This window comes from Dyadobacter sp. OTU695, assembly GCF_038440355.1.
Classification (GTDB): Bacteria; Bacteroidota; Bacteroidia; order Cytophagales; family Spirosomataceae; genus Dyadobacter.
In genome coordinates, this window is record NZ_JASATN010000012.1 from 78,303 (window position 1) to 102,319 (window position 24,017).

22 protein-coding genes, 2 tRNA genes and 1 pseudogene are annotated in these 24,017 nt (G+C 49.2%); 13 read left to right on the top strand and 12 right to left on the bottom strand.

The features are described from left to right. Positions 1-59: 59 nt before the first annotated feature. The 8 genes from AAHB90_RS21015 to AAHB90_RS21050 form a co-directional block, all read right to left on the bottom strand. The gene (locus tag AAHB90_RS21015; protein WP_342087171.1) at positions 60-584 is read right to left on the bottom strand and encodes a 3'-5' exonuclease; all 525 of its coding nucleotides are present in this window, start codon (positions 582-584) and stop codon (positions 60-62) included. 152 nt (positions 585-736) lie between these two features. Further along, positions 737-1,762: an energy transducer TonB gene (locus AAHB90_RS21020; RefSeq protein WP_342087172.1), complete on the bottom strand. Its 1,026-nt coding sequence runs from the start codon at positions 1,760-1,762 to the stop codon at positions 737-739. Positions 1,763-1,801: 39 nt separating this feature from the next. Next, a complete protein-coding gene (locus AAHB90_RS21025; RefSeq protein ID WP_342087173.1) occupies positions 1,802-2,155 on the bottom strand; it encodes a PadR family transcriptional regulator in 354 nt (117 codons plus the stop codon). Between the two features lie 95 nt (positions 2,156-2,250). Continuing rightward, entirely contained in the window at positions 2,251-2,721 is a 471-nt protein-coding gene (locus AAHB90_RS21030; RefSeq protein WP_090156641.1) for an Lrp/AsnC ligand binding domain-containing protein, read from the bottom strand. Between the two features lie 332 nt (positions 2,722-3,053). Continuing rightward, positions 3,054-3,350 carry a hypothetical protein gene (locus AAHB90_RS21035; protein ID WP_342087174.1) on the bottom strand — a complete coding sequence of 99 codons (297 nt, stop codon included), beginning with the start codon at positions 3,348-3,350 and terminating at the stop codon, positions 3,054-3,056. A gap of 239 nt (positions 3,351-3,589) precedes the next feature. Next, the gene (locus AAHB90_RS21040) at positions 3,590-3,889 is read right to left on the bottom strand and encodes a hypothetical protein (protein WP_342087175.1); all 300 of its coding nucleotides are present in this window, start codon (positions 3,887-3,889) and stop codon (positions 3,590-3,592) included. 161 nt (positions 3,890-4,050) lie between these two features. Further along, positions 4,051-4,124, bottom strand: a tRNA-Asp gene (locus AAHB90_RS21045). A gap of 94 nt (positions 4,125-4,218) precedes the next feature. Further along, positions 4,219-4,292 (bottom strand) — tRNA-Asp (locus AAHB90_RS21050). Between the two features lie 162 nt (positions 4,293-4,454). On the opposite strand from AAHB90_RS21050, the gene AAHB90_RS21055 reads away from it, so the two are divergent. The 4 genes and pseudogenes from AAHB90_RS21055 to radC all read left to right on the top strand — a co-directional run bounded on the left by AAHB90_RS21055 (position 4,455) and on the right by radC (position 8,765). Continuing rightward, positions 4,455-5,555, top strand: coding sequence for a Nif3-like dinuclear metal center hexameric protein (locus AAHB90_RS21055; protein WP_342087176.1), 1,101 nt, complete (start codon positions 4,455-4,457; stop codon positions 5,553-5,555). Positions 5,556-5,653: 98 nt separating this feature from the next. Further along, positions 5,654-6,400: a zinc ribbon domain-containing protein gene (locus AAHB90_RS21060; RefSeq protein ID WP_342087177.1), complete on the top strand. Its 747-nt coding sequence runs from the start codon at positions 5,654-5,656 to the stop codon at positions 6,398-6,400. Between the two features lie 49 nt (positions 6,401-6,449). Then, positions 6,450-8,000, top strand: coding sequence for a tetratricopeptide repeat protein (locus AAHB90_RS21065; protein WP_342087178.1), 1,551 nt, complete (start codon positions 6,450-6,452; stop codon positions 7,998-8,000). Between the two features lie 61 nt (positions 8,001-8,061). Beyond that, positions 8,062-8,765: pseudogene (gene radC, locus AAHB90_RS21070) on the top strand (RadC family protein). On the opposite strand, the gene AAHB90_RS21075 reads toward radC, so the two are convergent. From AAHB90_RS21075 to AAHB90_RS21090, 4 genes are all read right to left on the bottom strand, one after another. Further along, positions 8,766-9,581 carry a DUF3298 and DUF4163 domain-containing protein gene (locus AAHB90_RS21075; protein WP_342087179.1) on the bottom strand — a complete coding sequence of 272 codons (816 nt, stop codon included), beginning with the start codon at positions 9,579-9,581 and terminating at the stop codon, positions 8,766-8,768. Positions 9,582-9,611: 30 nt separating this feature from the next. Continuing rightward, positions 9,612-10,346: a LytR/AlgR family response regulator transcription factor gene (locus AAHB90_RS21080; RefSeq protein WP_342087180.1), complete on the bottom strand. Its 735-nt coding sequence runs from the start codon at positions 10,344-10,346 to the stop codon at positions 9,612-9,614. 49 nt (positions 10,347-10,395) lie between these two features. Next, complete coding sequence (locus AAHB90_RS21085) at positions 10,396-11,493, bottom strand: sensor histidine kinase (RefSeq protein ID WP_342087181.1); 1,098 nt, start codon at positions 11,491-11,493, stop codon at positions 10,396-10,398. A gap of 106 nt (positions 11,494-11,599) precedes the next feature. Continuing rightward, positions 11,600-12,244, bottom strand: a complete 645-nt coding sequence (locus AAHB90_RS21090; protein ID WP_342087182.1) for a histidine phosphatase family protein — start codon at positions 12,242-12,244, stop codon at positions 11,600-11,602. 85 nt (positions 12,245-12,329) lie between these two features. Between AAHB90_RS21090 and AAHB90_RS21095 the strand changes: the two genes are divergently transcribed. The 9 genes from AAHB90_RS21095 (at position 12,330) to AAHB90_RS21135 (ending at position 24,008) form a co-directional block, all read left to right on the top strand. Then, a complete protein-coding gene (locus AAHB90_RS21095; protein ID WP_342087183.1) occupies positions 12,330-12,755 on the top strand; it encodes a hotdog fold thioesterase in 426 nt (141 codons plus the stop codon). Positions 12,756-12,805: 50 nt separating this feature from the next. Next, positions 12,806-14,053 carry a chorismate-binding protein gene (locus AAHB90_RS21100; protein WP_342087184.1) on the top strand — a complete coding sequence of 416 codons (1,248 nt, stop codon included), beginning with the start codon at positions 12,806-12,808 and terminating at the stop codon, positions 14,051-14,053. A gap of 144 nt (positions 14,054-14,197) precedes the next feature. After that, complete coding sequence (locus tag AAHB90_RS21105) at positions 14,198-15,301, top strand: efflux RND transporter periplasmic adaptor subunit (RefSeq protein WP_342087185.1); 1,104 nt, start codon at positions 14,198-14,200, stop codon at positions 15,299-15,301. Between the two features lie 52 nt (positions 15,302-15,353). Next, a complete protein-coding gene (locus AAHB90_RS21110; protein WP_342087186.1) occupies positions 15,354-18,443 on the top strand; it encodes an efflux RND transporter permease subunit in 3,090 nt (1,029 codons plus the stop codon). 62 nt (positions 18,444-18,505) lie between these two features. Then, on the top strand, positions 18,506-19,852 hold the full coding sequence (locus tag AAHB90_RS21115) for a TolC family protein (protein ID WP_342087187.1): 1,347 nt from the start codon (positions 18,506-18,508) through the stop codon (positions 19,850-19,852). Positions 19,853-19,975: 123 nt separating this feature from the next. After that, positions 19,976-21,136, top strand: a complete 1,161-nt coding sequence (locus tag AAHB90_RS21120) for a glycosyltransferase family 4 protein (RefSeq protein ID WP_342087188.1) — start codon at positions 19,976-19,978, stop codon at positions 21,134-21,136. Beyond that, a complete protein-coding gene (locus tag AAHB90_RS21125) occupies positions 21,129-22,115 on the top strand; it encodes an NAD-dependent epimerase/dehydratase family protein (RefSeq protein ID WP_342087189.1) in 987 nt (328 codons plus the stop codon). Before AAHB90_RS21120 ends, AAHB90_RS21125 begins: the two co-directional genes overlap by 8 nt. Continuing rightward, on the top strand, positions 22,102-23,265 hold the full coding sequence (locus AAHB90_RS21130) for a LegC family aminotransferase (protein ID WP_342087190.1): 1,164 nt from the start codon (positions 22,102-22,104) through the stop codon (positions 23,263-23,265). The genes AAHB90_RS21125 and AAHB90_RS21130 overlap by 14 nt, the downstream gene beginning before the upstream one ends. Before the next feature lie 5 nt (positions 23,266-23,270). Continuing rightward, positions 23,271-24,008, top strand: a complete 738-nt coding sequence (locus tag AAHB90_RS21135) for a nucleotidyltransferase family protein (protein ID WP_342087191.1) — start codon at positions 23,271-23,273, stop codon at positions 24,006-24,008. The last annotated feature ends 9 nt before the right edge of the window (positions 24,009-24,017 follow it).

Genomic DNA, 24,017 nt, shown 5'->3' on the forward strand with positions numbered 1-24,017 from the left:
GTTAGTGATATTCATTAACCTTCAAAAACCATTCCATGAAAAGATCGGGCGACTAACGCTTATTGGTAGAGGTCCATTGGGATAAGCTTTTGCCTGTCATTCAGAAGCAGTTTCTCGAAAAGTCGCACAGTCGCTTCGGCGTCGCCATGCGCCCGGTGACGGTTTTCGATCATGATTTCCAGACTTTCGCAAAGGTTGCCAAGGCTATACGATTTCAGACCGGGGAAGATTTTCCGGCTCAACTGAACAGTACAAAGCAAATCGCGCTGAAAGTATTCGTCCAGCGCACCGAACTCTCTCTTAATGAAGCCATAATCGAACTTGGCATTGTGCGCTACGAACCAGGCGTCGCGCGTCATTCCCCTCACAGCATCCTGAACATCATAAAATGTAGGTGCATCTTTCACCATTTCATTGTCAATGCCTGTGAGGCGGGTGATAAACGGCGGAATGTAGATTTCCGGATTGATTAAAGAATGAAAAAAATCGACGATACGGGCACCATCATGTCTGAAAACAGCGATTTCGGTAATGCGTGCAGCTCCTCCTCCACCCGTGGTTTCAATATCAACTATTGCATACATTAATTACTTACACTGAATTGGTTACACATTGTTACTATCATCGTCCTGCGCACCGGCGGAGGGGTTTGAATAGTACAAAAAAACGAAAAAATCCCCGCCGAAGCGAGGATTTTGTTCAATAACAGGGAGGCATCTACGCAAGTGGGCGATGATCAGTCCAGTTGAAATGCGATCGGCAGTGTAAACCTTACCCTCACCGGAACGCCGGCCTGCTTGCCAGGCATCCAGTCTTTCATCATTTTCACCACTCTTACCGCTTCTTCATCGCAACCAAAACCGATGCCCTTCAATGCGGTCGCATTCTCTATTTTTCCATCAGAACCTACTGTAAATTGTACAAATACTTTACCTTGTACACCCGCTTGCGATGCAGGCCTTGGGTATTTAAGGTTTTTACGTAAAAAAGCAGCCATTGCTTCGTTTCCGCCTGCATACTGGGGCGACTGTTCTACGTGCACGAATTCTTTCTCTTCCCGTTTTTCTACACCAACCGCCGTCTCTTTCGCAACGGGTACGTTCGCTACCGGTGGAGCAATTACTTCAATATTGTCTGTCCCGTCCACTGTTGCAGTCGATGGCTGCGCCGATTCGAGGTCTTCTACTACGGGCGGCAACTCTTCCATCTCAACCTTGCTATCAGGAAGTACTTCCGGCGTCAGCGACTTCACTGTTTTTGGGACAGGCGCCGGCTCCTCTCTGGCTGGAGGCGGTGCGGGCGGCTCTTCCATTACTATGTCGACAGGAGTAGCCTCCACAATATAGGCGATGTCCTCCGGCTTGGGATCCGGCGTAAGCCTCGCATACAATTTCGGGAACATCACCAGCAGCAGAAAGAACGCGACTCCCATTACCACCGATCGCTGGATAGTCTGCCCATAACCTTTTCTCAAATCATACGCACCGTAAGATTTGTTACGGTTCTCGAAGACGATGTCGTTCAAAGATTTTTCCATGGCTAATAGATTTTGATGATCAACACTCAGATTCAGGAGGGTTTGCGCATCCGCCGTCTTTACCATATCCCGGTAAATCTGCTCGAATGGCTTGCCATCCCAAAGACTTTCCTCCGCTTCACAAGCCAGGTGATCGAGAATCTCCGGAAGCAATTCCGGGTCCAGCTTGTTTGCCTGCAAATACTTGCTTATTTGGTCAATGCGATTTTCCTGAAGGCGTTTCATAGATCGATCTGTTTAGAGATTAGCCATGTACCTATTCTTTTATTCTGTCGCCAGGTTTTTAGGAGCCAGTAGCAACCTTACTGCATCTATAAAACGTTCAAGGTCATTGGTTTTAGTACGGGCGGTTTCATTTCCGCTATGCGTCAGCGAGTAATATTTCCGAAGACGTCCGTCGACCTCCACCGACTCGGTCAGCAGCAACCCTTCCTGCTCCAGTTTATGAAGTACCGGATAAAGCGCACCGAATGTCAGGGCGATAGCTCCGCCTGTTCTGTCTTTAACCTCCTGGGTGATTTCATAACCATACATCCGGTCGTGCTCTGCGAGCAAATTCAACACGATGGTTTTTAATGTACCCCGTACATATTCGTTACTCGTTGTGTTATTCTCCATGAGTGAGTTTTTTATACAGCAAATATATATAAGTTTTTTATATATACAATACAAATCTACAAATTTCTTTTGTTGACGTCAAGAGAAATATTTAACTAACTCTCTGCCAGAGGAATAGAGCGATTGATTCGTTCTTCGAGCGATATAAACGTTTCTGTTCGCTGGATACCGTTTACTTTCTGGATCTTATCGTGGAGAATTTCACGAAGGTGCCCGGTGTCCCTGCAAACGATTTTAAGGAAGATACTATAAATTCCCGTAGTGTAGTGGATATTTACAACTTCAGGTATACCTTCCAGCTCGGTAGCGACCTGCTCGTAGAGCGAACTTTTATCGAGGTAAATTCCCAGGAAAGCACTGATATCCCAGCCCAGTTTGGTCGGGTCGATCACGAGCTGGGAGCCCTTCACAATGCCCATTTGTTCCAGCTTTTTCATACGCACGTGCACGGTCCCACCTGACACAAACACGCGCTTTCCAATTTCCGTGTACGGTAACGCTGCGTTCTCGATCAATAGAGAAAGGATGCGCAGGTCCGTATTATCAATATCTGAATATTTATGCATTTCGTGTTAAATGTTTGAATTCTTCGCAACAATCAACCTCAAATTATGAAAGAATCGTAAATTTTAACAATTTTAAATGAAAATATTTTAGAATTCAGATCAGAAGTTTTAGTTTTGCAAAACCAAATTAAAAAAAAGCCGGTAGCAATACCGCTTTTGCTTAGTTTGACATCATATTGTAGGGTGATGAAATTGGCAGCCATGCCCTCCTGTCTCGGGGGTGGTGAATAAGGGATAAACGCGGCATAATGCCGACGCAAGTCGACTGGGGTGGACCACCAACAGTATTTGTACCGTAGCTAACCGCACCGTGGGTGGTTCGAATCCCCCTCCTACAGCAAAAAAAACTTGACAAGCGATTTTTTTCGTATTAGTTTTATTTGGTTTTTAGTTTGTTGATGAAGTGTAATTTGACACGCGGGTTCATTTTGAAACCTGCGTGTTTTTTTATGGCCATTTTCAAACCGGCGTAGCCATCCTCTCACAAGCCGCTGCGCATGCCCGGCAGGCATCGGCGCAAATACGGCAATGCTCCATTCCCATCGCCGCATGTTGCTCACAATCAGCAGCGCAAGCATTACATGCATCGGCACAAACCCTGCAAAGGTGCGGTGCAAAGCCACTTCCAAGGGGCATAAGTTCGGCCGCTGCACGACATAACGCAGCGCACTCCATATCCAGCTGGATACATTTACGTAAATGCGTAACGTGCTCTTCCTGCAGACATGCGGTGGCACAGCGCGTACAGGCCTGCGCACATAACAGGCAGGCATCGATACATTCCTGAAATTGGTGGTTGCTCATAGTTTTTCATTTTTGATTACACAAATCCGAAAAACATCGGCCACTATGAAAACCATACCATTGGTCAGTGCCATTTCCCCGCTGCAAGGATAGCGGTAACAATCACAACAATCAGGAAAATCACGAGCATAATCAGGGGAAGCAAAGCGACAAATGTGGCAGACCTGTCGGACTGGAAATAATATTTGATAGCCAGACTGACGATGATCAGCAGCGACAGCACCAGGATCGGATAAAAAACCTGGCGGTAATATTCAGGATACACATACCGCTGGTCCGCCCGGAACAGCAGCCATGCCTTACGTACAAAGTACGCCAGTCCAGCCGATTCCAGCGCGATAGCGAGCCAGAAGATAATTTTCATGTAGTTATAAGTTAGGCCCCAAACTTATCAGTTTGAAAATCCTAATAAAAAACTAATTATCAATCGGTTAAGCCTATGAGTCTGGCATGTACCCTAACCAACTGAACCACCAAACGAAACAGGCAAAAACGAAAAAAGCCCGGATTTCTCCGAGCTTTCTGCGGTCTGGACGGGACTCGAACCCGCGACCCCATGCGTGACAGGCATGTATTCTAACCAACTGAACTACCAAACCATTAAATAAAGAACTTCAAAAATCGGCGATCTGGCTGGGCCGACACTTCGGCGGGACTCGAACCAGCTGACCCCTTACTTACTTCAAAAATCGGCGGTCTGGACGGGACTCGAACCCGCGACCCCATGCGTGACAGGCATGTATTCTAACCAACTGAACTACCAAACCGATTCGTTTCACAATCGTTTTTGTAAAACGTGGTGCAAAACTACTATTAATATTTACGATTGCAACACCTTACACAGCAATTTAGTTATTTTATTTGTAAAACAATAACCCTCCAATCAAGAATATTCTGAAAATGAAATAGTTGAATCACGAGAAAAATTTATGACTTTCATCAAAGAAATTTTAACCGAACTCGAAAAACTCGCACCGTTGCCTTACCAGGAAGACTATGATAATGCAGGACTGCTCGTAGGCTCGCCCGATACCGAAGTGACGGGCATCCTTTTCACACTCGATATCACCGAGGAAGTAGTCGACGAGGCCATCCGAAAGCATTGCAACCTCATTGTGGCGCATCATCCTGTTATTTTCAAAGGCCTCAAAAAGCTCAATGGAAAGAATTATGTCGAGCGCACGGTGATCAGGGCCATTAAGAATGATATTGCGCTGTATGCTACCCACACCAACCTGGACCATGTGGTGGGCGGTGTAAACTGGCAAATCGCCCGTCGTCTAGGCCTTCAAAACACGAAGGTGCTTGCACCCAAAAAGCAGATACTAAACAAACTTGCCTTTTTCTGCCCTGTCGCAAATACGCAGAACATACTGGATGCACTTTTTGAGGCGGGTGCCGGTGAAATCGGCGATTACCGTCATTGCAGCTTCCGGAGCGAGGGATTAGGAACATTCCTGCCCGGGGAAAATGCGAATCCCGTCATTGGTGCACGCGGCGATCTGGAAACAGTGAACGAACATCGGGTAGAAGTACTGCTCCCCGCACACCTGCAAGCCCAAGTGCTGAACGCACTCAAACGCACGCACCCGTATGAGGAAGTAGCCTATTATATGTCCGCGCTCGAAAACGAAAACCAGGAGGTAGGTGCCGGGGCGATTGGCGAGCTTCCCGAGCCTATGGAAACAGCCGATTTTCTGGCTTATTTGAAGGATAGCATGGAGGCGTCGGTGATCAAATACACAGAACCCACCGGCAGGAAGATCCGACGTGTGGCCGTCTGCGGCGGGGCCGGCAGTTTTTTATTGCGCAATGCTATTTCAGCTGCCGCCGACGTGTACGTAACGGCAGATTACAAGTATCATGAATTTTTCGATGCAGAAGGACGCATTATGATCTGTGACATAGGACATTACGAAAGCGAAGTATTTACGAAAAATTTATTGCATGACTATATATCAGGAAAATTTAGTAATTTCGCACTCTGTTTGTCAGAAATCAGTACTAATCCGGTGCGGTATTTTTCCTGAAATCCGGTTTTGACGACGAATTCTGCTGATAATCTGTTTACATTAGGGCTGACTACCTCACATTTCAAAGCATTGAAACAAGTCCATAAAAGACATACATGGAAAACACAATCGCACAAAAACTAGATGCTCTCCTGAAACTTCAGGAAATCGATTCAAGCCTTGACGAAATACTAAAAACCCGCGGGGACCTTCCCGAAGAAGTAAGGGACCTGGAAGACGAGATTATAGGATTCGAGACGCGTTTAGGAAAATTTAAATCTGAAATTGCCAATCTGAATACCGAGATCGACAATTTCAAAAATGCACAGAAAGAAGGGGAAAAACTGATCAAAAAATACAAGGATCAGCAGATGAACGTCCGCAACAACCGCGAATACGACGCCATCACCAAAGAAATAGAATTGCAGGAACTTGACATGCAACTGGCCGACAAGAAGATCAACGAAGCCAGAGCCCGCATTCGCCTCATCGAAGAAGACGCCAATCGTGCGGAATCCGTCCTGAACGAAAGAAACGAAGACCTGAAAGTGAAGAAAAACGAACTTTCGGTCATTACCTCAGAAAGCCAGGCCGAAGAACAGGCGCTGATCGCTGAAAGAGAGAAACATATCAAGAAAATCGAAGAACGCTTACTGAAATCTTACCAAAAAATCCGCGACAACTCGCTCAACGGCCTGGCCGTCGTGCATGTGCAGCGTGGTGCTTGCGGCGGATGTTTCAGCATCGTTCCTCCTCAGCGCCAGGCTGATATTCGTGAACGCAAAAAACTGATCGTTTGTGAGCACTGCGGACGTATCCTTGCAGATGTGGAGAGCGTTCAACCGGTTCACCAGCGCCGCTAGGATTTAAATACTAAATTGAAAGGTTGTCTTATCCGGACAACCTTTTTTTATGCGCATTACCATGAGCAGGAGATATCCCGAAGGCAAGTACGCGGCTTACAGGTTGTTGCTATGCCTGCTTCTATTCACTTTTTTTCTCCTGCCCGCATTTGCCGGCGAAGAACAGGGCGACGTCGTTTTTTCGCCCAAATTGCAAAAGGCCTATTTTGAAATACAAAAACTAAGGCTGCCCGCGGCACGGGAACTTATTGACGATGAAAGGGCGGCCAATGTCCAAAACCCATTCATCGCCTACCTTGACAGCTACGCAGATTTGCATTACCTGCTCATCGCCGAAGACAGACCGCGCTATAAAGTTTTCATTCAACAGCAGGACAAACGGCTCGATCAGGTCGGTAAGCTTTCGGAGAAGTCACCCTACAAGCGGTTATTCCAGGCCGATATCCGTTTGCATTCTGCATTTGCCAAGCTGAAATTCGGTAACGAAGTGAGCGGCTCCTGGGAGATCATCAGGGCATACCGGCTTTTGGAAGACAACCGCAAAAAATTCCCGGCATTTACCCCTACCTTCAAATCGCTGGGCCTGCTGCACGTCCTGATAGGCTCGATTCCCGAAAACTATACCTGGATCGCAAAGATCCTGGGCTTGAAAGGCAACATCGCGCAAGGGATCAGCGAGCTCCGGCAGGTTGTAAAGGAAGAACCGTTTTTCAAACAGGAAGCCGAACTGATCGACCTGCTGTTACATGCCTACACCCTGCAACTGAGCCCGGAGCAGCAGGCGCGCATCCGTCAGTGGCCTAGGGAACAGCCCGATAACCTGCTCTTGCATTTTTTTGCCACCACGGTGCTCATGAAAGAAAACCGGAGCGAGGAAGCCTCGTTTTTCCTGGCCAGTGCGCCGGTCGGTAAGGAATATATGCCTTTCCCCTTCCTGAATTACCTCCGTGGGGAAATTGCGTTGCAGAGTGGTGAGTATGAGGAAGCTCTTGCTTTTTACGCCCGGTTTTTGAAACAATATGCCGGCTTCAACTACATCAAGGATAGCTATTTCAAAATGTTCCTCTGCCGCTGGCTCGCCGACCGTGACCAGGAGGCTATTGGTTATATTCAAAAGGTAGGCCAAACCGGCAGTACCATCGTGGAAGCCGACCAATTTGCTGAAAGGATCGCGAAAGAACTTAACGAAGGCAAAATCAGTCCGAGGCAAAAAGTACTTTACAAGGCCCGATATGCAACCGACGGCGGCTTTTTCAAAAAGGCATCGGAATTGATGAAGACTGTTTCGGAAAAAAGTTTTGGCACAACTTACGAAAAAGCCGAGTTCAATTATCGTATGGCTCGAATCCTTCAAAAATCCGGCCGTACGAATGAATCTATGCCATTTTATGACCGCTCGATCACGCTCGGGCTGGCGGACGCAGGCGCAGGTGGTTTTGCTGCGTCTTCGGCGTTGCAAATGGGCTATATTTATCAAAAAAAGGCTGATAATCAGAAGGCTGTAATGTATTTCACGAAAGCCATGAGCTTCAAAAAACATGAATACAAAAACAGCATAGACAACAAAGCCCGTGCGGCGCTGACCGAACTGGGGCGATAGCATTTGTTACCAAACCACACTTTCTGCGTATCAAGGATGCATGCATTAATATGTCCTGAATATGCCCAGAAAGAAAACCGACAATCCCAAAGTGATCATCAACTGGCACGATGATGACAAACCCCGTGAAAAATTCAAGAACAAGGGCCGCGCTGCCTGCTCCGATTCGGAGCTGATGGCCATCTGATCCGCTCGGGTACCACAGAAATGACGGCCGTCGACCTTGCCAAAGCGCTGATGGCATCTGTTGGGAACAATATCAACGAGCTCGCCAAACTGAACGTCAAAGACCTGACCAAAATCAAAGGGATGGGTGAAGCGAAGGCGCTCACAATTCTGGCCGCATTAGAGCTCGGGAGAAGGCGCAGCGATATTATTCCTCATAAAAAACTTAAAATAAACGGCTCTGTGCCAGTCTACGAAGCCATGCGTCCCTATCTGATGGATAAGACCCATGAAGAATTCTGGATTTTGCTGCTCAACCGCGGGAATTACGTCATGCGGGCAATACAGGTGAGCGTAGGCGGCATTTCCGGTACGGCCACCGACATTAAGATGGTGTTCAAAATCGCGCTGGACCATATGGCCAGCTCAGTTATTCTCGTACATAACCACCCCTCAGGACAGTTGATACCCAGCCTGGCCGACAAGGTGCTTACCGCGCAGATTAAAGAAGCAGGCCGATTGCTCGACCTGCCTGTGCTGGATCATATGATCTTTACCGATGACGGCTATTATAGTTTTAAGGATTCCGGCGAGATGTGATCAGAACACCGCCTCTTTTCGGATAATGCCTTTCAGTTCCTCGTAGGGGATCGTAAATTCGATGGGCCCGCGCGCGTAGGCAGCTATTTCGTAAGGATTATAGAAGAAAAGGGCACCTTCCGATGTAAACACATAATTGGCGGGAATAAAGAACTTGTGGTTCGCGAGAAAGTATCCGGCATCTTCCAGGTCTACCCCGGGTGCCAGTTTTTCCAGTTCACGGAACTTCGTTTCCACCAGTTTCAGCAACGCCACGGAATCGGCTACGAAATTTTTCATTTCAATCTCCTCGCCGGTTTTGCCGTCGAATGCATGATAGGAGGTAAAACTGTTGGGATGCGCGCCGCCGGTGAACGCATAATGGTCCAGTTGATAGAAAAGCACTTTCGGGGTTGTCATCACAGTATCACCATGCAATTCTACCTCCCAGCAACCAGGCGCGTCGGGAAAGTCCTTTTTGAAATCACTATAATTCTTTTCAAAAACCTCGAATGCATCGCGGGCGCTCTTGTTCGCCTCGAGACGCGCGACGACACTTGCCGGATCGCCGTAGGAATTCAACCGCTGGATTGTCTTCTTAGTCAGAATTTCCCGGATTTTCGTAGCAACTGTTCCCGAATCGGTCGGCTCCCAGAGGTTGATCAGCACAGAAACTCCCTTGTTCCTAATCGTATCACAGCCTCCGAATTGCTCTTTTTTTACCTTTCCTGCCTGGTAGCTAACGTCAGCGATTGCATCTTCCTTTTCAGAAGACCGGTTACACGCCCAAAAAAACAAGGCGCCGAACACCAGGCCCGCCATTTGCTTCAAACCCATAGATTTTGGTTTTAATATTTCGGGAAGATATTAAAGGCTCATCAGTTCTTTGAAACGGATGGCCTGACGGCGTGAGATCTCGATTTTGTCCCCACCTTGCAAGGTCACCAAAAGCCCGCCGCTAAACCAGGGCTCGATCTTCTCGATCCAATGCAAATTGATAATATGCTTGCGGTTGGCCCGGAAATAGGTGTTCGGATCCAGACGCTCTTCCAGGTTATTCAAAGATTTCAATACCAAAGGCTTTTGGTCGTCGAAATGCAGGCGAACATAATTCCCCATCGACTCGAACAGGCGGATTTTACCCAGTTTGACAAACCAGCATTTCTCTCCGTCTTTCACAAACACCTGATCGTTTTCACCAAGAACTTTTTCGGCGCGCTCGCTGGGATGTGTACTGGCCTCGGGCTGTGCCTGATTCTCCTCAATACGATGAATGGTTTCTTTAAGTCGCTCGGTATCGATCGGCTTTAAAAGGTAATCCAATGCATTGAATTCGAATGCTTTGATCGCATATTCATCAAATGCGGTCGTAAAAATCACCTCCGGACTCTTACCCTCGATCGACGAGAGTAATTCGAAACCGTTTTTGCCAGGCATTTGGATATCCAGGAAAAGCAATTCTGGTTGCTGCTCTTCGATCAGTTTCAGCGCCTCTTCCGCATTCGCGGCTTCTCCCACTATTTCAATTTTAGTGTATGGTTCAAGCAATCTCTTCAACTCATTGCGCGCTAGTCGCTCATCATCTACAATTAAGGTCCTCATGGCGGATGGATCAGTTAGGAAATAAACAGATAGTATATTGATTTGGTCATTAGTTCTCTTTTCCGGATTCCTCCCCTACCATCATCACACCCTCGGAAAGCATCGGGATTTTTATTTCCGAACAAACCACGTTCTCTTTCTCCTGGAAAATCCGGAATGTTGCCGCCTTGCCGTACAAAATCGACAGTCGCTCGGCTGTGTTTTTCAAACCCACACCACCCGACTCGGTGTTGCCGACGTTGCCTGCATTCACTTCCGTATTACCCAGGTTACCCGAGTTATGGATCGTGATTACGAGCAGCTCATTTGCAATTTCCGATTTTAAGCCGATAAATCCACCTCCCATTTGCTTTGCGACACCGTGTTTAATACCATTTTCGACAAGGGTCTGCAACATCATCGGCGGCACCTGCCAGTAAATGGCCTGCGGATTGGTGGTAATGCTGTAACTGAGACGGTCCTCGTAACGCACTTTTTCCAGTTCGAGATAGTCTTCCACGGTGCGCAGTTCTTCCTGCAAATCGACAGTCTTGCGGCGATCGGCTAGCAATGAATTTCTTAAAATATTGGATAGCTGCGTAATACTCAGCTGCGCCCGTTTGGGATCTTCATACACGAGCGCGCGAATGCTGTTCAATGCATTGAATGTAAAATGCGGGTTGAGCTGCGAACGAAGTACTTTCGCTTCCGCCTCGCGCATCGACATTTTAAGCATGATCTTTTCATAGCTCGCCAGCCGGTTTTGCTCTACATAATGGTAAACCGTGTAAGACAGTATCCAGGCCAGAAGGATTTTGCACCAGTTGGTATAATAACCCCAAAAAATCAACGGCTGGTTAAGCATGTTGTGTTCCAGTACTTCCCGGTCCATTGGCTGGTTGATCATCGTCATAATAAGTCCCAGCCACAATACCGAGCCAATCACACGTAACGCAAGCCTGGGCAGGGGCAGCGACGACCAGTTCCACCGTCTGATCACAAGTCGGTATACGTGGGTAAGGCAAATGCCTAGCAGGATATTAGCGAATGCAGAATAGAATTCAGTCAGTTTAAAACCATACTCCAACACATAAGGAATGTATTCGAACATGATGATCAATGTCCAGCCAAGAATTTGCAGAGTCCAATAGATGCGTTTTTTGGACATGAACATAGGAACGCTGATAATGTATTGAAAAGCCACAAATGTATTAATGACCCCTCAGCAGAGGTACATTAATACACCAATGGAAACGAATCTACACAAACGGCTGCTATATCGTTTGCGGGATTTCGATGGAAAGAAGGTGTGTAATGTCGTTAGACACTTCCAGTTCAAACTGCTGGGTATCGTACGAGTAGTTGATCTTGTAGAGGCAAAGATTGCTGTGTTCGTAGTCGTCCATTCTAACCAGCGGCTGGTTAAAAAGCGTCGTCAGCAATACGCGCATGGCACGGCCGTGCATCGCGATGAGGATATTCCTTTCATGCGGGCGCGAGAGTATCGATTCAATAACGGGAATCTGGCGTGCCCGTACGTCGACAGGGCTTTCCCCCCCCTCGGCCGCCAGGTCCACATCGCCTGCTTTCCAGGCATTAACCAGTTCACGGTAATAGTTATTGTCACCCGTGTTGGGCTCGCGACCTTCGCGGTCTCCCCAAGATATTTCATTCAGCCCGGAATAGCTTTCATGCGGTATGCCGAGCCTGATGAACCCACGAACGGTTTGATGTGTTCGCTTTAAATCGGAAGTATAAATTTTGTCAAAAGGAACATGTTGGTAAGCATTAAAAAAAGCTTCGGCCTGAGCTTCTCCCCATTCATTCAGCAAGGAGTCAACACCACTTCCCTGCACAACTCCCCTGCGGTTAAAATCAGTTTCACCGTGGCGAATGAGGTAAATCGATTTTCTTTTCAAAATAGTAGGATAATTTAAATATTAAATTTACAAAAACCTTGTTTTTGGTCCGCAAAGCCAATACAAATTTATACATTTTTTAGATATGTTTGCTAAAACCGTCACCGTCGATTCACTACAATCTTTTGGAAAGAATAGTATTGCCCATCACATCGGAATAGAGTTTACGGAAATCGGAAAAGATTATGTGTCAGCGAAGATGCCGGTCGACCAACGTACGCACCAGCCCTTCGGAATTTTGCATGGCGGGGCATCCGTTGTGCTGGCTGAAACACTGGGTAGCATAGCGTCGTTTTTATGCATTCCCGAAAACGAGAACAAGCACGCCGTGGGCCTTGAAATTAATGCTAACCACCTCAGGCCGGTAAGAGAAGGATATGTTTACGGAACCGTGCGCCCCATCCACATCGGCCGGACCACGCACATCTGGGACATTCGTATTACCAATGAGGAAAACAAACTCGTTTGTATAAGCAGACTCACCGTCGCTATTGTGAATGCAGAGCGCTAACATTATTTTGCAGGAAATTGACCTAACGGGATATTGCCCATTCGTTATAAATGCTATCAGTACAGACCGACACCGGGATTTCAATATTTGAAGGATTACAGATTCAGGAGCTTTGGCGCGCCTCCAAAATGATGGGTTTCCCGTCTGCATTATGGCGTTTGCCGCATACCAACGAAATAAAGCTGCTGATCTCCATACAGGAGGGCATTCGCAAGTGCCTCCCCGAACTCGAAAAAATGAGCCCGGGATTCGTGATGAGCACATTTTACTGGGAAGACGACCAGGAAGTGCTCTTTCTGGAAGGCGATATTATCCTTACATTCTCCGAGGACAACCGGATCACACAAATTGAGAACCAGCTTGGAGAAGAACATCCCGAAGTAAAAAGGCTGGTACAGCTTGCATCGACCACAGGCATTGAAGAAAACCAACAATATCACCGCGCCCTCCCGCTTCTGCCGCTGGGTGGCCATATGGATGCCAAATCCCGGTTCGAACGAACGGTAGAACTTGCCGTAGCCGCCATTCGTCAGAACCAGTTCAAAAAAGTAGTGCTTTCGCGCTCGAAAGATTTCCGTTACACCGACGCATTCCAGCCGGCGCAGGCCTTTCAAAGGCTCGTAAAAGCTTACCCTCATGCATTTGTTTCCCTGGTGAACCTGCCCGAAGAAAATGAAATGTGGCTCGGCGCAAGCCCCGAGTTGCTGGTGGAGCAAGTGTCCACGGGTACTTTCAAAACAATGTCCCTCGCAGGCACGCAGGGCGCCCGCGATGCTTCGGGCACACTTATACCCAAATACGACATCCGCTGGGGCGAGAAAGAAATTGAGGAGCAAGCGCTGGTGAGCCGGTATATTATTGAATGCTTTAAAAAAATACGTTTACGCGAATACCTGGAAACGGGGCCTAAAACTGTACTGGCGGGTAACCTGTACCACCTCAGAACGGTTTTCGAGGTAGATACCGTGGCGCTGAATTTCCCTGAACTGGCTTCGGTAATGCTTAAACTTCTGCATCCTACATCAGCCATTTGCGGCGTTCCCAAGGCTCCCAGCCTTCAATTTATCAATGATGTGGAAGGCTATAACCGCTCCTATTACAGTGGCTTTCTGGGCCCGGCGCAGGTGGGCGGCGATACCAATCTGTTCGTAAACCTCCGCACTGTGCGGTTTAAAGACGGCATTGCGACATTTTTTGCCGGCGCGGGAATTACGGAAGACTCTGTGCCTGAGCAGGAATGGCTCGAAACCGAGCTAAAATGCGATACTTTGCTGAAAGTAATCGGGAGTTCCTTCTAAAAAAATTAGCTGGCATTAAACTTTTATAGCGGCAAAAAGTCTAATCGGTTCGAGATTAATATCTATTTTTGAACAAACCACTGACTAGGACGTATTTAGTCCTCGGAACTCCTAAACCATTTTAAGCCAGGTTAACCAAACCCTATGAATGTTATCGCCAGATCTGCCTTTGCAGAAGGACTGCCAAACTTAACCAAACCTCTGTCTTCACTTTTCATTGCCGGTTCGCTCTTTATTACGCTTTCGTGCGGAGAAAAAAAGGATACTTTTCAGCAAAAAGGTGGTGGCGGTCCCACTATCGTAGATGTGATCGTTGCGAAATCCGAAAAGGTCAGTGACAGGGTCGAAGTGAATGGTACCATCGTGGCCAACGAATTCGCGGAATTGCGGCCGGAAGTAAGCGGATTGCTCACGTTCCTCGACGTTCCCGAAGGCAAAACCGTACAAAAAGGCACCGTCATCGCCCGGATCAATAATGCCGACCTCCTTGCCCAGCTCAACCGGTCGAAGATACAGCTCGACCTCGCCGAAACGACTGAGAAAAGGCTTAAACAGCTGATTGCGGTCAACGGCATTAACCAGGCGGACTACGACCTGGCCGCCAATAATGTCAATACACTCAAAGCCGACATGGCCTATACGCAGGCCTTGATCGATAAAACGATCATCAAAGCGCCGTTCACGGGCGTGATAGGCTTGCGCAAGGTGAGCGCAGGCTCGTACGTGACGCCCCAGAGTGTCATTGCCACGATGCAGCAGCTGTCCAATCTCCGGATCGATTTCACGGTTCCCGAAAGCTACCAGCAATATGTAAACAAAGGCGGTACGGTGGAGGTAATGCTCGACCAGGCCTCCGGCAAATACGAAACTGCCCGCATTCTCGCCATTGAACCACAGGTCAATCAGACCACGCGGAACCTTACCGTACGCGCGGTGCTGAGCTCGGGAAATACCAGCCCGGGTTCATTTGCAAAAGTCTATATCACTGCCAGTAACAATAAGAATAGCATACTCATCCCCTCCAACAGCATTATCCCGGAAGCACGAAGCAAAAAAGTCGTGGTCGTCAAGGGCGGCAAGGCCGTTTTTACGCAGGTGGAAACCGGCGACCGCAGGGAGGATGTGGTAGAAGTGACCAAAGGCCTGAATGTCGGCGATACGGTGGTTGTTTCGGGCGTACTTTTCGCCCGTCCCGATGCTCCTGTGAAAGTGAGAAGTGTTAGAAACCTGAATGTGGCGAGTAAGTAACAACTGCCCTCACGGCGCTTGTTGCAATGACCATTCCTTTGAACCCCATGCTATGAATATTTCAGAACTATCCCTGAAACGGCCCGTTCTGGCGGTCGTGATGAACCTGCTCATCATCCTTTTTGGTGTGGTAGGATATAACTTTCTTTCACTGAGGGACTACCCGGCCATCGATCCGCCGATCGTGAACGTGCGAACGAGCTACACCGGAGCCAATGCCGACATTATCGAGAGCCAGATCACCGAACCGCTCGAAAAAAGCATTAACGGGATCCCCGGCATCAAAAGTATCAGCTCTTCCAGCCAGATCGGTTCCAGCAACATTACGGTTGAATTCAACCTGAAATCCGACCTGGAAGGTGCCGCCAACGACGTGCGCGACAAGGTAAGCCAGGCTGTCCGCAACCTGCCGCAGGATATCGACGCCCCGCCGGTAGTTAGCAAGGCCGACGCCAACTCCGATTTCATTCTCCTGCTCGCCGTACAGAGTCCTTCGAAAGGCTTGCTCGAACTGAGTGAGTACGCGGAAAACGTGCTCCAACAAAGCCTGCAAACGATCGACGGCGTGAGCGCGATCAATATTTTCGGGCAAAAACGATATGCCATGCGCATCTGGCTGAATCCCGACCAGATGAGCTCCTACAATATCTCATTCAATGACATTACCAGCACTCTTGCGGCGGAAAACGTGGAATTGCCGGCCGGTAAGATCTACGGCGACAATACAGAATTGACGATCCGGACAATGGGCCGTTTGAAGAGCGAGAAAGAGTTCAACGACCTGGTGATCCGCAACGACAGCTCAGGCATTGTAAGGCTCGGTAATGTAGCCAAAGTCGAGCTAGGCCCTGAAAACGAAGAACAGAGCTGGAAATACAACGGCATGTATGCGGTAGGTTTGGCTGTAATCCCCCAGCCCGGCGCCAACTATGTACAGATTTCCGACGAATTCAACAAACGCCTCGCCGAAATCCAGAAGTCGAATAAATCGGACATTACCTTCAACGTCCTGATCGATAACACGCGTCTCGTGCGACAGTCTATCAAGGAAGTGGAAGAAACGCTGATCATCGCATTCTCTCTGGTAGTGATCGTAATCCTATTCTTCTTCCGTAACCTGCTGGTGGCGGTACGGCCGTTGATAGACATTCCGATATCGCTCGTAGCGACGTTTTTCGTAATGTACATGTGCGGCTTTTCGATCAATATCCTCACGCTGCTCGGGATCGTGCTTGCGACGGGCCTAGTGGTCGATGATGGTATTGTAGTAACCGAAAACATCTTCCGAAAGCTCGAAAGCGGCCTGCCGATCCGGCAGGCTGCACTGGAAGGCAGCCGGGAGATCTTCTTCGCGGTTATTTCAACTTCGTTGACGCTCGCGGTGGTGTTCCTACCTGTGATATTCCTGGAAGGTTTTGTAGGAAGTCTTTTCCGCGAATTCGGCATCGTCGTCGCATCGGCAGTATTGATTTCTGCATTCGTTTCACTGACGATCACCCCGGTACTGAACGTGGTGCTGAACCGCAAGGATGCGGGCCACGGCTGGTTTTACAACAAAACGGAGCCATTCTTTACGGGAATGGAAGACGGCTACAACCGGATGCTCCGCGGGTTTATGAAAGCCCGTTGGGTGGCATGGGTGCTGGTAGTGGCCTGCGGCGTAATGATCTGGTTCACCTATTCGCATTTGCAAAGCGAACTTGCGCCAATGGAGGACCGCAATAGTATCCGTTTCAACCTGTCTGCACCAGAGGGCACCAGTTTTGACCAAATGCAGCAGGTTTCCGACCAGCTCAGCGATTTTTTGAATGATTCTATTCCTGAAAAAGCATTTACCTTCTCTGCTACTCCCGGCTTTGGCGGCGGCGGTGTGAACAGCGGTACGGGCCGCATCGGGCTTGTCCCGGCTGACCAGCGCAAAAGGAGCCAGAACGAGATCGCCCAGGACATTAATAAGAAACTTTCCAGATTTAACGATGCCCGGATATTCGCGACGCAAGAGCAGACCATTTCCGTAGGTATCGGTTCAAGAGGATCGCTTCCTGTTCAATTTGTATTGCAAAACCTTGATTTCGATAAGCTGAGCGAAGTGCTTCCGAAATTTCTTGACGAAGCCCGCCAGGACCCTACTTTCCAGAATGTCGATGTGAACCTGAAATTCAATAAGCCCGAAGTACGGCTTACCATCGACCGCCTCAAAGCCCGCGACCTGGGTTTATCGACCACCGACGTCGCGGCGACCATTCAGGCGGCATTCAGCGGTCGTCGTTTGGCCTACTTTATCATGAATGGCCAACAATACCAGGTAATAGGCCAGGTAGAACGTGCGGAGCGTAATAAGCCTGCTGATATCGACAAATTGTACGTGCGCAACAATCGCGGGGAGAGCATCCCGCTCACGGCGGTAGTGCATATGGAAGAAGAAAGTGGCCCGCCAACGATTTACCACTATAACCGCTACAAAAGCGCCACGATCTCCGCATCGCTTGTAGAAGGAAAAACCATTGGCGACGGCGTGGAAGCCATGCGCCGCATCGGGGCCAAATTGCTTGATGAGTCTTTCCAGACATCGCTCACCGGCCCTTCGCGCGACTTCGAAGAAAGTTCTTCCAACACCAGCTTTGCATTCGGATTGGCACTTTTGCTCGTATACCTGGTACTTGCAGGCCAGTTTGAGAGCTTCACCGATCCGTTCATCATCATGATCACGGTGCCGTTGGCGTTGGCAGGCGCATTACTAAGCCTTTATTTGTTTGGATTAACCATCAATATCTTCTCGCAGATCGGTATGATCATGCTGATCGGGCTTGTGACGAAAAATGGTATCCTTATTGTGGAATTTGCCAACCAGAAACGGGAACAGGGAATGGGCAGAATGGCCGCGGCAGTCGAATCCGCCACACAGCGTTTGCGTCCGATCCTGATGACGAGCCTTGCGACGGCCTTCGGTGCATTGCCGATCGCATTGAGCCTCGGCGCTGCGGCAACCAGCCGGGTACCGCTGGGGGTTGTGATCGTGGGCGGTCTGATGTTCTCGCTGATCCTGACGTTGTTTGTGATCCCGGCGATCTACACATTTATTTCTCCCAAAAAACACAAGGTGACCGAAGAGCAGAAGATGGCAGAGGAGCTTGTGGCATAAAATCACGGTAACAATCCTTTTCGGAGGGAATTATTCATACAAAATCAACTATTGTTCTTTACATGGGCTCGCTCACCTTTCCTAAGAAATACAAAAACACATTCCTATTCATTCTGCTCTGTTCGGGTAGCGCCTGGGCAGGTCTTCCAGGCGCGGGCCTGCCTGCCGATACGCTCATGCTTACGCTCGATCAGGCAATTGCGACTGCTTTGAAAAACAGTTACGAAATCGAGATCGCCAAGAACAATGTGGAGGCGAATACGATCCTGAACAACTATGGCGTGGCCGGTGGCCTGCCGACAGTATCCCTGAATGCTACTAATACAGAGCAGATCACACAGGTGAACCAGAAACTGAACACAGGTGTAGAGATCAATCGCAACGCCGCCGCAGGTAACAACACACAGGCAAACCTTACTGTGGGAATGCTCCTGTACAATGGCAAACGGGTGGTAGCGACCAAAAAACGATTGGCCGAGCTCCAATACCAAAGCGCCGAAGTCCTTAATTCGCAGATCCAGAACACGATCGCGCTCGTAATGACAAGCTACTATGATGTGGTGCGCCAGTTGAGCTATATCAACACAATCCGCACTTCCATTTTCGCCTCAGAAAAGCGCCTTGAAATCCTGCGCGTGCGGAAAGAGGCAGGTATGGCCAACAATGCGGATATTTTCCAGGCGGAAATCGATCTGAACACGCTTAATCAGACTTTGCTGAACCAGCAAATGGTTGCGCAGGTAGCCAAAACCGAACTCCTTCGCACACTCACGCTCGACCCAAAATCGGCAGTGACCATTAAGGATACCATCACCGTTGACAACAATTTGCAACTGGCCTCTGTAATGGACCGTCTGGCTTCCAACGCCGATGTCAAGGCGGCGGATCATCAGATCAAAATCAACGAGCTAATTGTGAGGGAAACGGCTGCGCTCCGTTATCCGACGGTCCGGGTTAATGCAGCTTACAACTTTTCCCGTAACCAAACGGCGGCTGGTCTTACATTGCTCAACCGTGTGGCGGGTCCTCAGGCAGGCATTTCGCTGGCTATCCCGATCTACAACGGCTCGGCATTCAAACGCCAGAAACAAGCCGCCGAGATCGATACGGAAACCGCTGAATTGCAAAAAAGCACATTGCTTCGCGATTACAGCGCGGGTGCCGTCAAAACCTATCAAACCTACCAGAGCTCGATCGAACAACTGGAAAACCAGAAAAAAAACTATGCATTAAGCAAACAGCTGCTCGATCTGACACTCCAGCGTTTCGAGTTGATACAGGCAACCATCATCGACGTTCGCGAAGCCCAGCGCAGTTTTGAAGAAGCGGGTTACCGGCTGATCAACCTGAACTACGCTGCCAAATCAGCTGAGATCGAGCTAAAAAGACTTAGCAATACGCTTCAATAATGCCACTTTCACGTCCCCGGGAGAAAAAATTTTCCGGGAACGTGCATTGATTTCCGTTCCAGTCCTGTCCAAAGTGTAAAGGCCTGAAAAAGCCTGGCTTTGCGTGACTGAAATCAGAAATCAATGAAGATACTGGCTATCCATAATATCCTCTGGTCGCACTACAAGGCCAAAATTTTCACCGAACTTCACCAGCGGCTGAATAGGGAAGGCAATGACTTCTTTGTGTTGCAGCTGGCTTTCAGCGAGCTAAGCCGGCTTGGTCTGAAAACCGATCTCAGCATTCATACTTACCCTTACGAAGTGCTGTTTCCCGACAAAGCCATCGAGCACATCGGGCATGCCGAAAAAACGCAAAAGCTACTCACAGCACTCCGCAATCATCGGCCGGCCATTGTTTATCTCAACGGCTATTACGACCCTTCCTACTGGGCTGTACTGGCTTATTGCAAAATCAAAAAGATAAAAGTTGTACTGGATTTTGAAAGCAGCGAAATCAGCAGGCGGCGGGTGTGGTGGAAAGAAGAATTAAAGAAAGCATTTCTGAGCCAATGCAATGCACTGGTGTGCCTGGGGCAGAAAGCAGCTGACTATGCGCTAAAACTGGAGGTGAAACGTGAGCGTATTCTGAGCACCAAGAACGTTGGCGTAGATAACGATGCGCTTCTCGAAATCTTTACGCGCGAGCTGCGTTTGCGCGAGCGCCGGAAAGCTGAAACAGGCCTGCCGCGTTACAACTTCCTGTATGCAGGCCGGTTCGTGGAGCGGAAAAACCTCGATATGTTCATCAGGGCATTTCATGAGGCAAAAAGCTTATCCGCTCACAGAGACGATTGGGGACTGATCCTGAGCGGCGAGGGAAATCAGAAGCCGCTGCTGCAAGAATTGATCAGTTCGCTGGGCTGTGAATCGGTGCATTGGATGGAGCCCTGCGAATGGTATGAAGTACCGATCCGCTACACGCTCGCCGACATTGCCGTGCTGCCCAGCACTTTCGAGCCCTTTGGCTTTCTGACCAACGAGGCAATGGTTTACTCGATGCCTGTACTGGTTTCGGAACGGTGCGGCAGCGCTTCCGACCTGGTAATAGACGGACTGAACGGCTTCCGTTTCGACCCTTCCAGTCAGCCGGATTTTACCAGTAAGCTGCTATGGTTCATGGATCATCCCGAAAAATTCGCGCAAATGGGCAGCAACGGGAAAGCAATCATCGACCAATGGTCGCCCGACATTATCACAGAAGAACTCATTCGATCATTTTACAAAGTTGCTGCACATGTTTAACAAAGAAAATAAGACGGTTCTCGTAACAGGCGGAGCGGGTTATATCGGCTCCGAGCTGGTTCGCATCCTCTTGCAGGAGGACTTTCAGGTGGTTGTATTCGACAATCTGTCTTTCGGGGGCGAATCGCTGCTGAGCTTTTGGGGCAACCCTGCGTTCAGCTTCATCAATGGCGATCTTCGGAACGATGATGATATCAGAGCGGCATTAAAAGGTGTGGACTGCGTATGCCACCTGGCGGCTATCGTTGGCGAACCGCCCTGCAAAAAATATCCCGAACTGGCCCTGCAGGTGAACTGGCACGCATCCGTACGCCTGTACGAGCTTTGCGAAGAGGCGGGAATCGAGCGGTTCGTATTTGCCTCCACTTGCAGCAATTACGGCAAAATGGCCGTAGCCGATTCGCTGCTGGATGAAACGGCGGAGCTTAACCCGATTTCATTGTATTCCGAAACCAAAGTGAATTTTGAAAAATATCTGCTTAGCCGGGAAAACAGCACTATCACACGCACTATTCTTCGCTTTTCCACGGTTTACGGCATATCGCCCAGGCCACGTTTCGACCTTACCGTCAATGAATTCACGCGCGATGCTGCATTGGGAAAACCGTTACTAATTTACGGTGAAAACTTCTGGCGTCCCTATTGCCACGTGAGCGACCTGGCCCGTTCGGTAAAAATCGCACTCACGGCCGACAAAGCGAAGGTCGATGGGGAAGCATTTAATGTGGGCGATACCTCGCAGAACTACACCAAGAAAATGCTGGCAGCGGAAATCGGCAAGGCAATTCCCTCACTGGAAGTGAATTATCATCCGGTGGTAACCGATCCGCGCGATTACAAGGTGAATTGTGATAAAATCAAAAATGTGCTTGGTTTTGCCATTTCCAAAACCGTCCCAAATGGTATCCGTGAAATTGCTTCCCTGTTCCGCGAACAGGTGATCAGCGAACCAATGAATGCAAGATATGGAAACGTTTAAACCCTCCTCTATCCCACTCTGCGAGCCCAATCTCAATGGGCGCGAAAAGCAATACATGGCCGAGGCAATCGACTCCAACTGGCTGTCCGGCGGCAGCTTCCTGCGCCGCTTCGAACAGCAACTGGCCGATTATACGGGCACCGCACATGTAATAGGCGTAAGCAATGGCACGAGCGCGTTGCAGGTAGCGCTCACCCTCGCAGGCGTGGAAAAAGGGGATCTCGTACTCGTCCCTGACCTCACTTTCGTGGCAACGGCAAATGCAGTCAGATACCTCGGCGCCAATCCGGTGATAGTCGACATCGACGCCCGGACCTGGCTAATGGATCTGGATCTCTTGCTGGATTTCCTGGAAAACCAGACATACCGGAACAGCGGCGGGTGCTTCCACCGCGAAAGCCACCGGCGGATCAAAGCGGTGGTACCGGTGCATTTGCTGGGTAATGTCTGCGAAATGGAGCAACTTAATGCCATTGCAGAGCGGTTTTCCCTGGCAGTGGTCGAAGATGCCGCATGTTCTCTGGGATCTTTCAGAAATGGCAGGCATTCTGGGACCTCGGGCCTGCTGGGGACAATGAGTTTTAACAGTAATAAAATCATCACCACTGCCGGTGGCGGGGCGATCCTGACGAACGACGATGCGCTTGCAAAACGTGCGCGACACCTCATTACCCAGGCCAAAAGTCACCCGACCGAATACATCCACGACGAACTTGGTTACAACTTCCGGCTTGTGAACCCGCTCGCGGCAATGGGCTGCGCACAAATAGAGCAACTGCCCGGATTCGTGCTCAGAAAAAAAGAGGTTGCAGCATATTACGAAAACGAGCTGGGCGACTACGGGATCATATTCCAGCAACTGACTCCCGGAACCGATTCTAACCATTGGCATTCTGCCATGCTCGTCAGCGAAAGCCGCAGCCTGATCGCGGCTCTCGCGGCAGAAAATATCGAGACCAGGCCACTATGGACGCCTATTCATGAACTGCCGGTATTTCGCCAGGATTTATACGTCAGCCACGAAAACGTAGCCGCGAACGTGTCCCGGCGCGGGATTATGCTCCCGTGCTCAACGTCTGTATCCGACGAGCAGTTGCAAAGGGTTTGTCAAACCGTCGGGAAGTTTCTGAATGTAGGTATCAAGATCTGAACGATATGTACTGGAACACAGAAATGGGCCACTGGCCCGTGAATGTAGTGATCATGGCCGGAGGCAAAGGCACGCGCTTGAAACCGCTGACCGACAATACCCACAAATCGCTCATCCCCGTCGGCGGCAAGCCTATTATCCGGCACCTGATCGACCATTTGGCTGGATTTGGTTTTAAGGAAATCCACATTTCGGTCGGTCACCTGGCCGAGCAGATGACCAGTTACCTGGGCGACGGCCGCGATCTGGGAATCTCCATTCGGTATATTCAGGAACGCCTTCCAATGGGCAGTATCGGTGCCATGACGCTCAAATATCGCTGGCCGCACGAGCATTTTCTGGTTATCAACGGCGATGTATATTCCAATTTCGATACCGGCAATTTGTGCACCGAATATTTTTCACAGAAGGCCGACATGGCCGTTCTGACCGTGCCCAGTACCGTTAAAGTGCCTTACGGAGTGTTGGAAATGACCCCTAACGGTCGTATTACCAGTTTCACAGAAAAACCCGGGTACGAATTTATGGTCAATGCGGGAGTATATATTTTCAATAAAAAAGTCCTTAACCTGCTTCCTAAGGGAATTGCCTACGAAGGCTGGCAACTGGTCCAAGCGGCATTGCATGCGGGCTTGCACGTAGCGGGCGTGCCGCAGACGACGGGGTACTGGATCGACATCGGAAGTATGGAAACGCTTCGGAAGGCGCAGGAAATGAGTCAGATAGGCATCGCTCAGGAATAGCGGGAGCTG

Bases quoted from the DNA above. Each gene is read 5' to 3' on its own strand.
- AAHB90_RS21015 (WP_342087171.1), bottom strand. From the start codon at position 584: ATGTATGCAATAGTTGATATTGAAACCACGGGTGGAGGAGGAGCTGCA.
- AAHB90_RS21020 (WP_342087172.1), bottom strand. From the start codon at position 1,762: ATGAAACGCCTTCAGGAAAATCGCATTGACCAAATAAGCAAGTATTTG.
- AAHB90_RS21025 (WP_342087173.1), bottom strand. From the start codon at position 2,155: ATGGAGAATAACACAACGAGTAACGAATATGTACGGGGTACATTAAAA.
- AAHB90_RS21030 (WP_090156641.1), bottom strand. From the start codon at position 2,721: ATGCATAAATATTCAGATATTGATAATACGGACCTGCGCATCCTTTCT.
- AAHB90_RS21040 (WP_342087175.1), bottom strand. From the start codon at position 3,889: ATGAAAATTATCTTCTGGCTCGCTATCGCGCTGGAATCGGCTGGACTG.
- AAHB90_RS21055 (WP_342087176.1), top strand. From the start codon at position 4,455: ATGACTTTCATCAAAGAAATTTTAACCGAACTCGAAAAACTCGCACCG.
- AAHB90_RS21060 (WP_342087177.1), top strand. From the start codon at position 5,654: ATGGAAAACACAATCGCACAAAAACTAGATGCTCTCCTGAAACTTCAG.
- AAHB90_RS21065 (WP_342087178.1), top strand. From the start codon at position 6,450: ATGCGCATTACCATGAGCAGGAGATATCCCGAAGGCAAGTACGCGGCT.
- AAHB90_RS21075 (WP_342087179.1), bottom strand. From the start codon at position 9,581: ATGGGTTTGAAGCAAATGGCGGGCCTGGTGTTCGGCGCCTTGTTTTTT.
- AAHB90_RS21080 (WP_342087180.1), bottom strand. From the start codon at position 10,346: ATGAGGACCTTAATTGTAGATGATGAGCGACTAGCGCGCAATGAGTTG.
- AAHB90_RS21085 (WP_342087181.1), bottom strand. From the start codon at position 11,493: ATGTCCAAAAAACGCATCTATTGGACTCTGCAAATTCTTGGCTGGACA.
- AAHB90_RS21095 (WP_342087183.1), top strand. From the start codon at position 12,330: ATGTTTGCTAAAACCGTCACCGTCGATTCACTACAATCTTTTGGAAAG.
- AAHB90_RS21100 (WP_342087184.1), top strand. From the start codon at position 12,806: ATGCTATCAGTACAGACCGACACCGGGATTTCAATATTTGAAGGATTA.
- AAHB90_RS21105 (WP_342087185.1), top strand. From the start codon at position 14,198: ATGAATGTTATCGCCAGATCTGCCTTTGCAGAAGGACTGCCAAACTTA.
- AAHB90_RS21110 (WP_342087186.1), top strand. From the start codon at position 15,354: ATGAATATTTCAGAACTATCCCTGAAACGGCCCGTTCTGGCGGTCGTG.
- AAHB90_RS21115 (WP_342087187.1), top strand. From the start codon at position 18,506: ATGGGCTCGCTCACCTTTCCTAAGAAATACAAAAACACATTCCTATTC.
- AAHB90_RS21120 (WP_342087188.1), top strand. From the start codon at position 19,976: ATGAAGATACTGGCTATCCATAATATCCTCTGGTCGCACTACAAGGCC.
- AAHB90_RS21125 (WP_342087189.1), top strand. From the start codon at position 21,129: ATGTTTAACAAAGAAAATAAGACGGTTCTCGTAACAGGCGGAGCGGGT.
- AAHB90_RS21130 (WP_342087190.1), top strand. From the start codon at position 22,102: ATGGAAACGTTTAAACCCTCCTCTATCCCACTCTGCGAGCCCAATCTC.
- AAHB90_RS21135 (WP_342087191.1), top strand. From the start codon at position 23,271: ATGTACTGGAACACAGAAATGGGCCACTGGCCCGTGAATGTAGTGATC.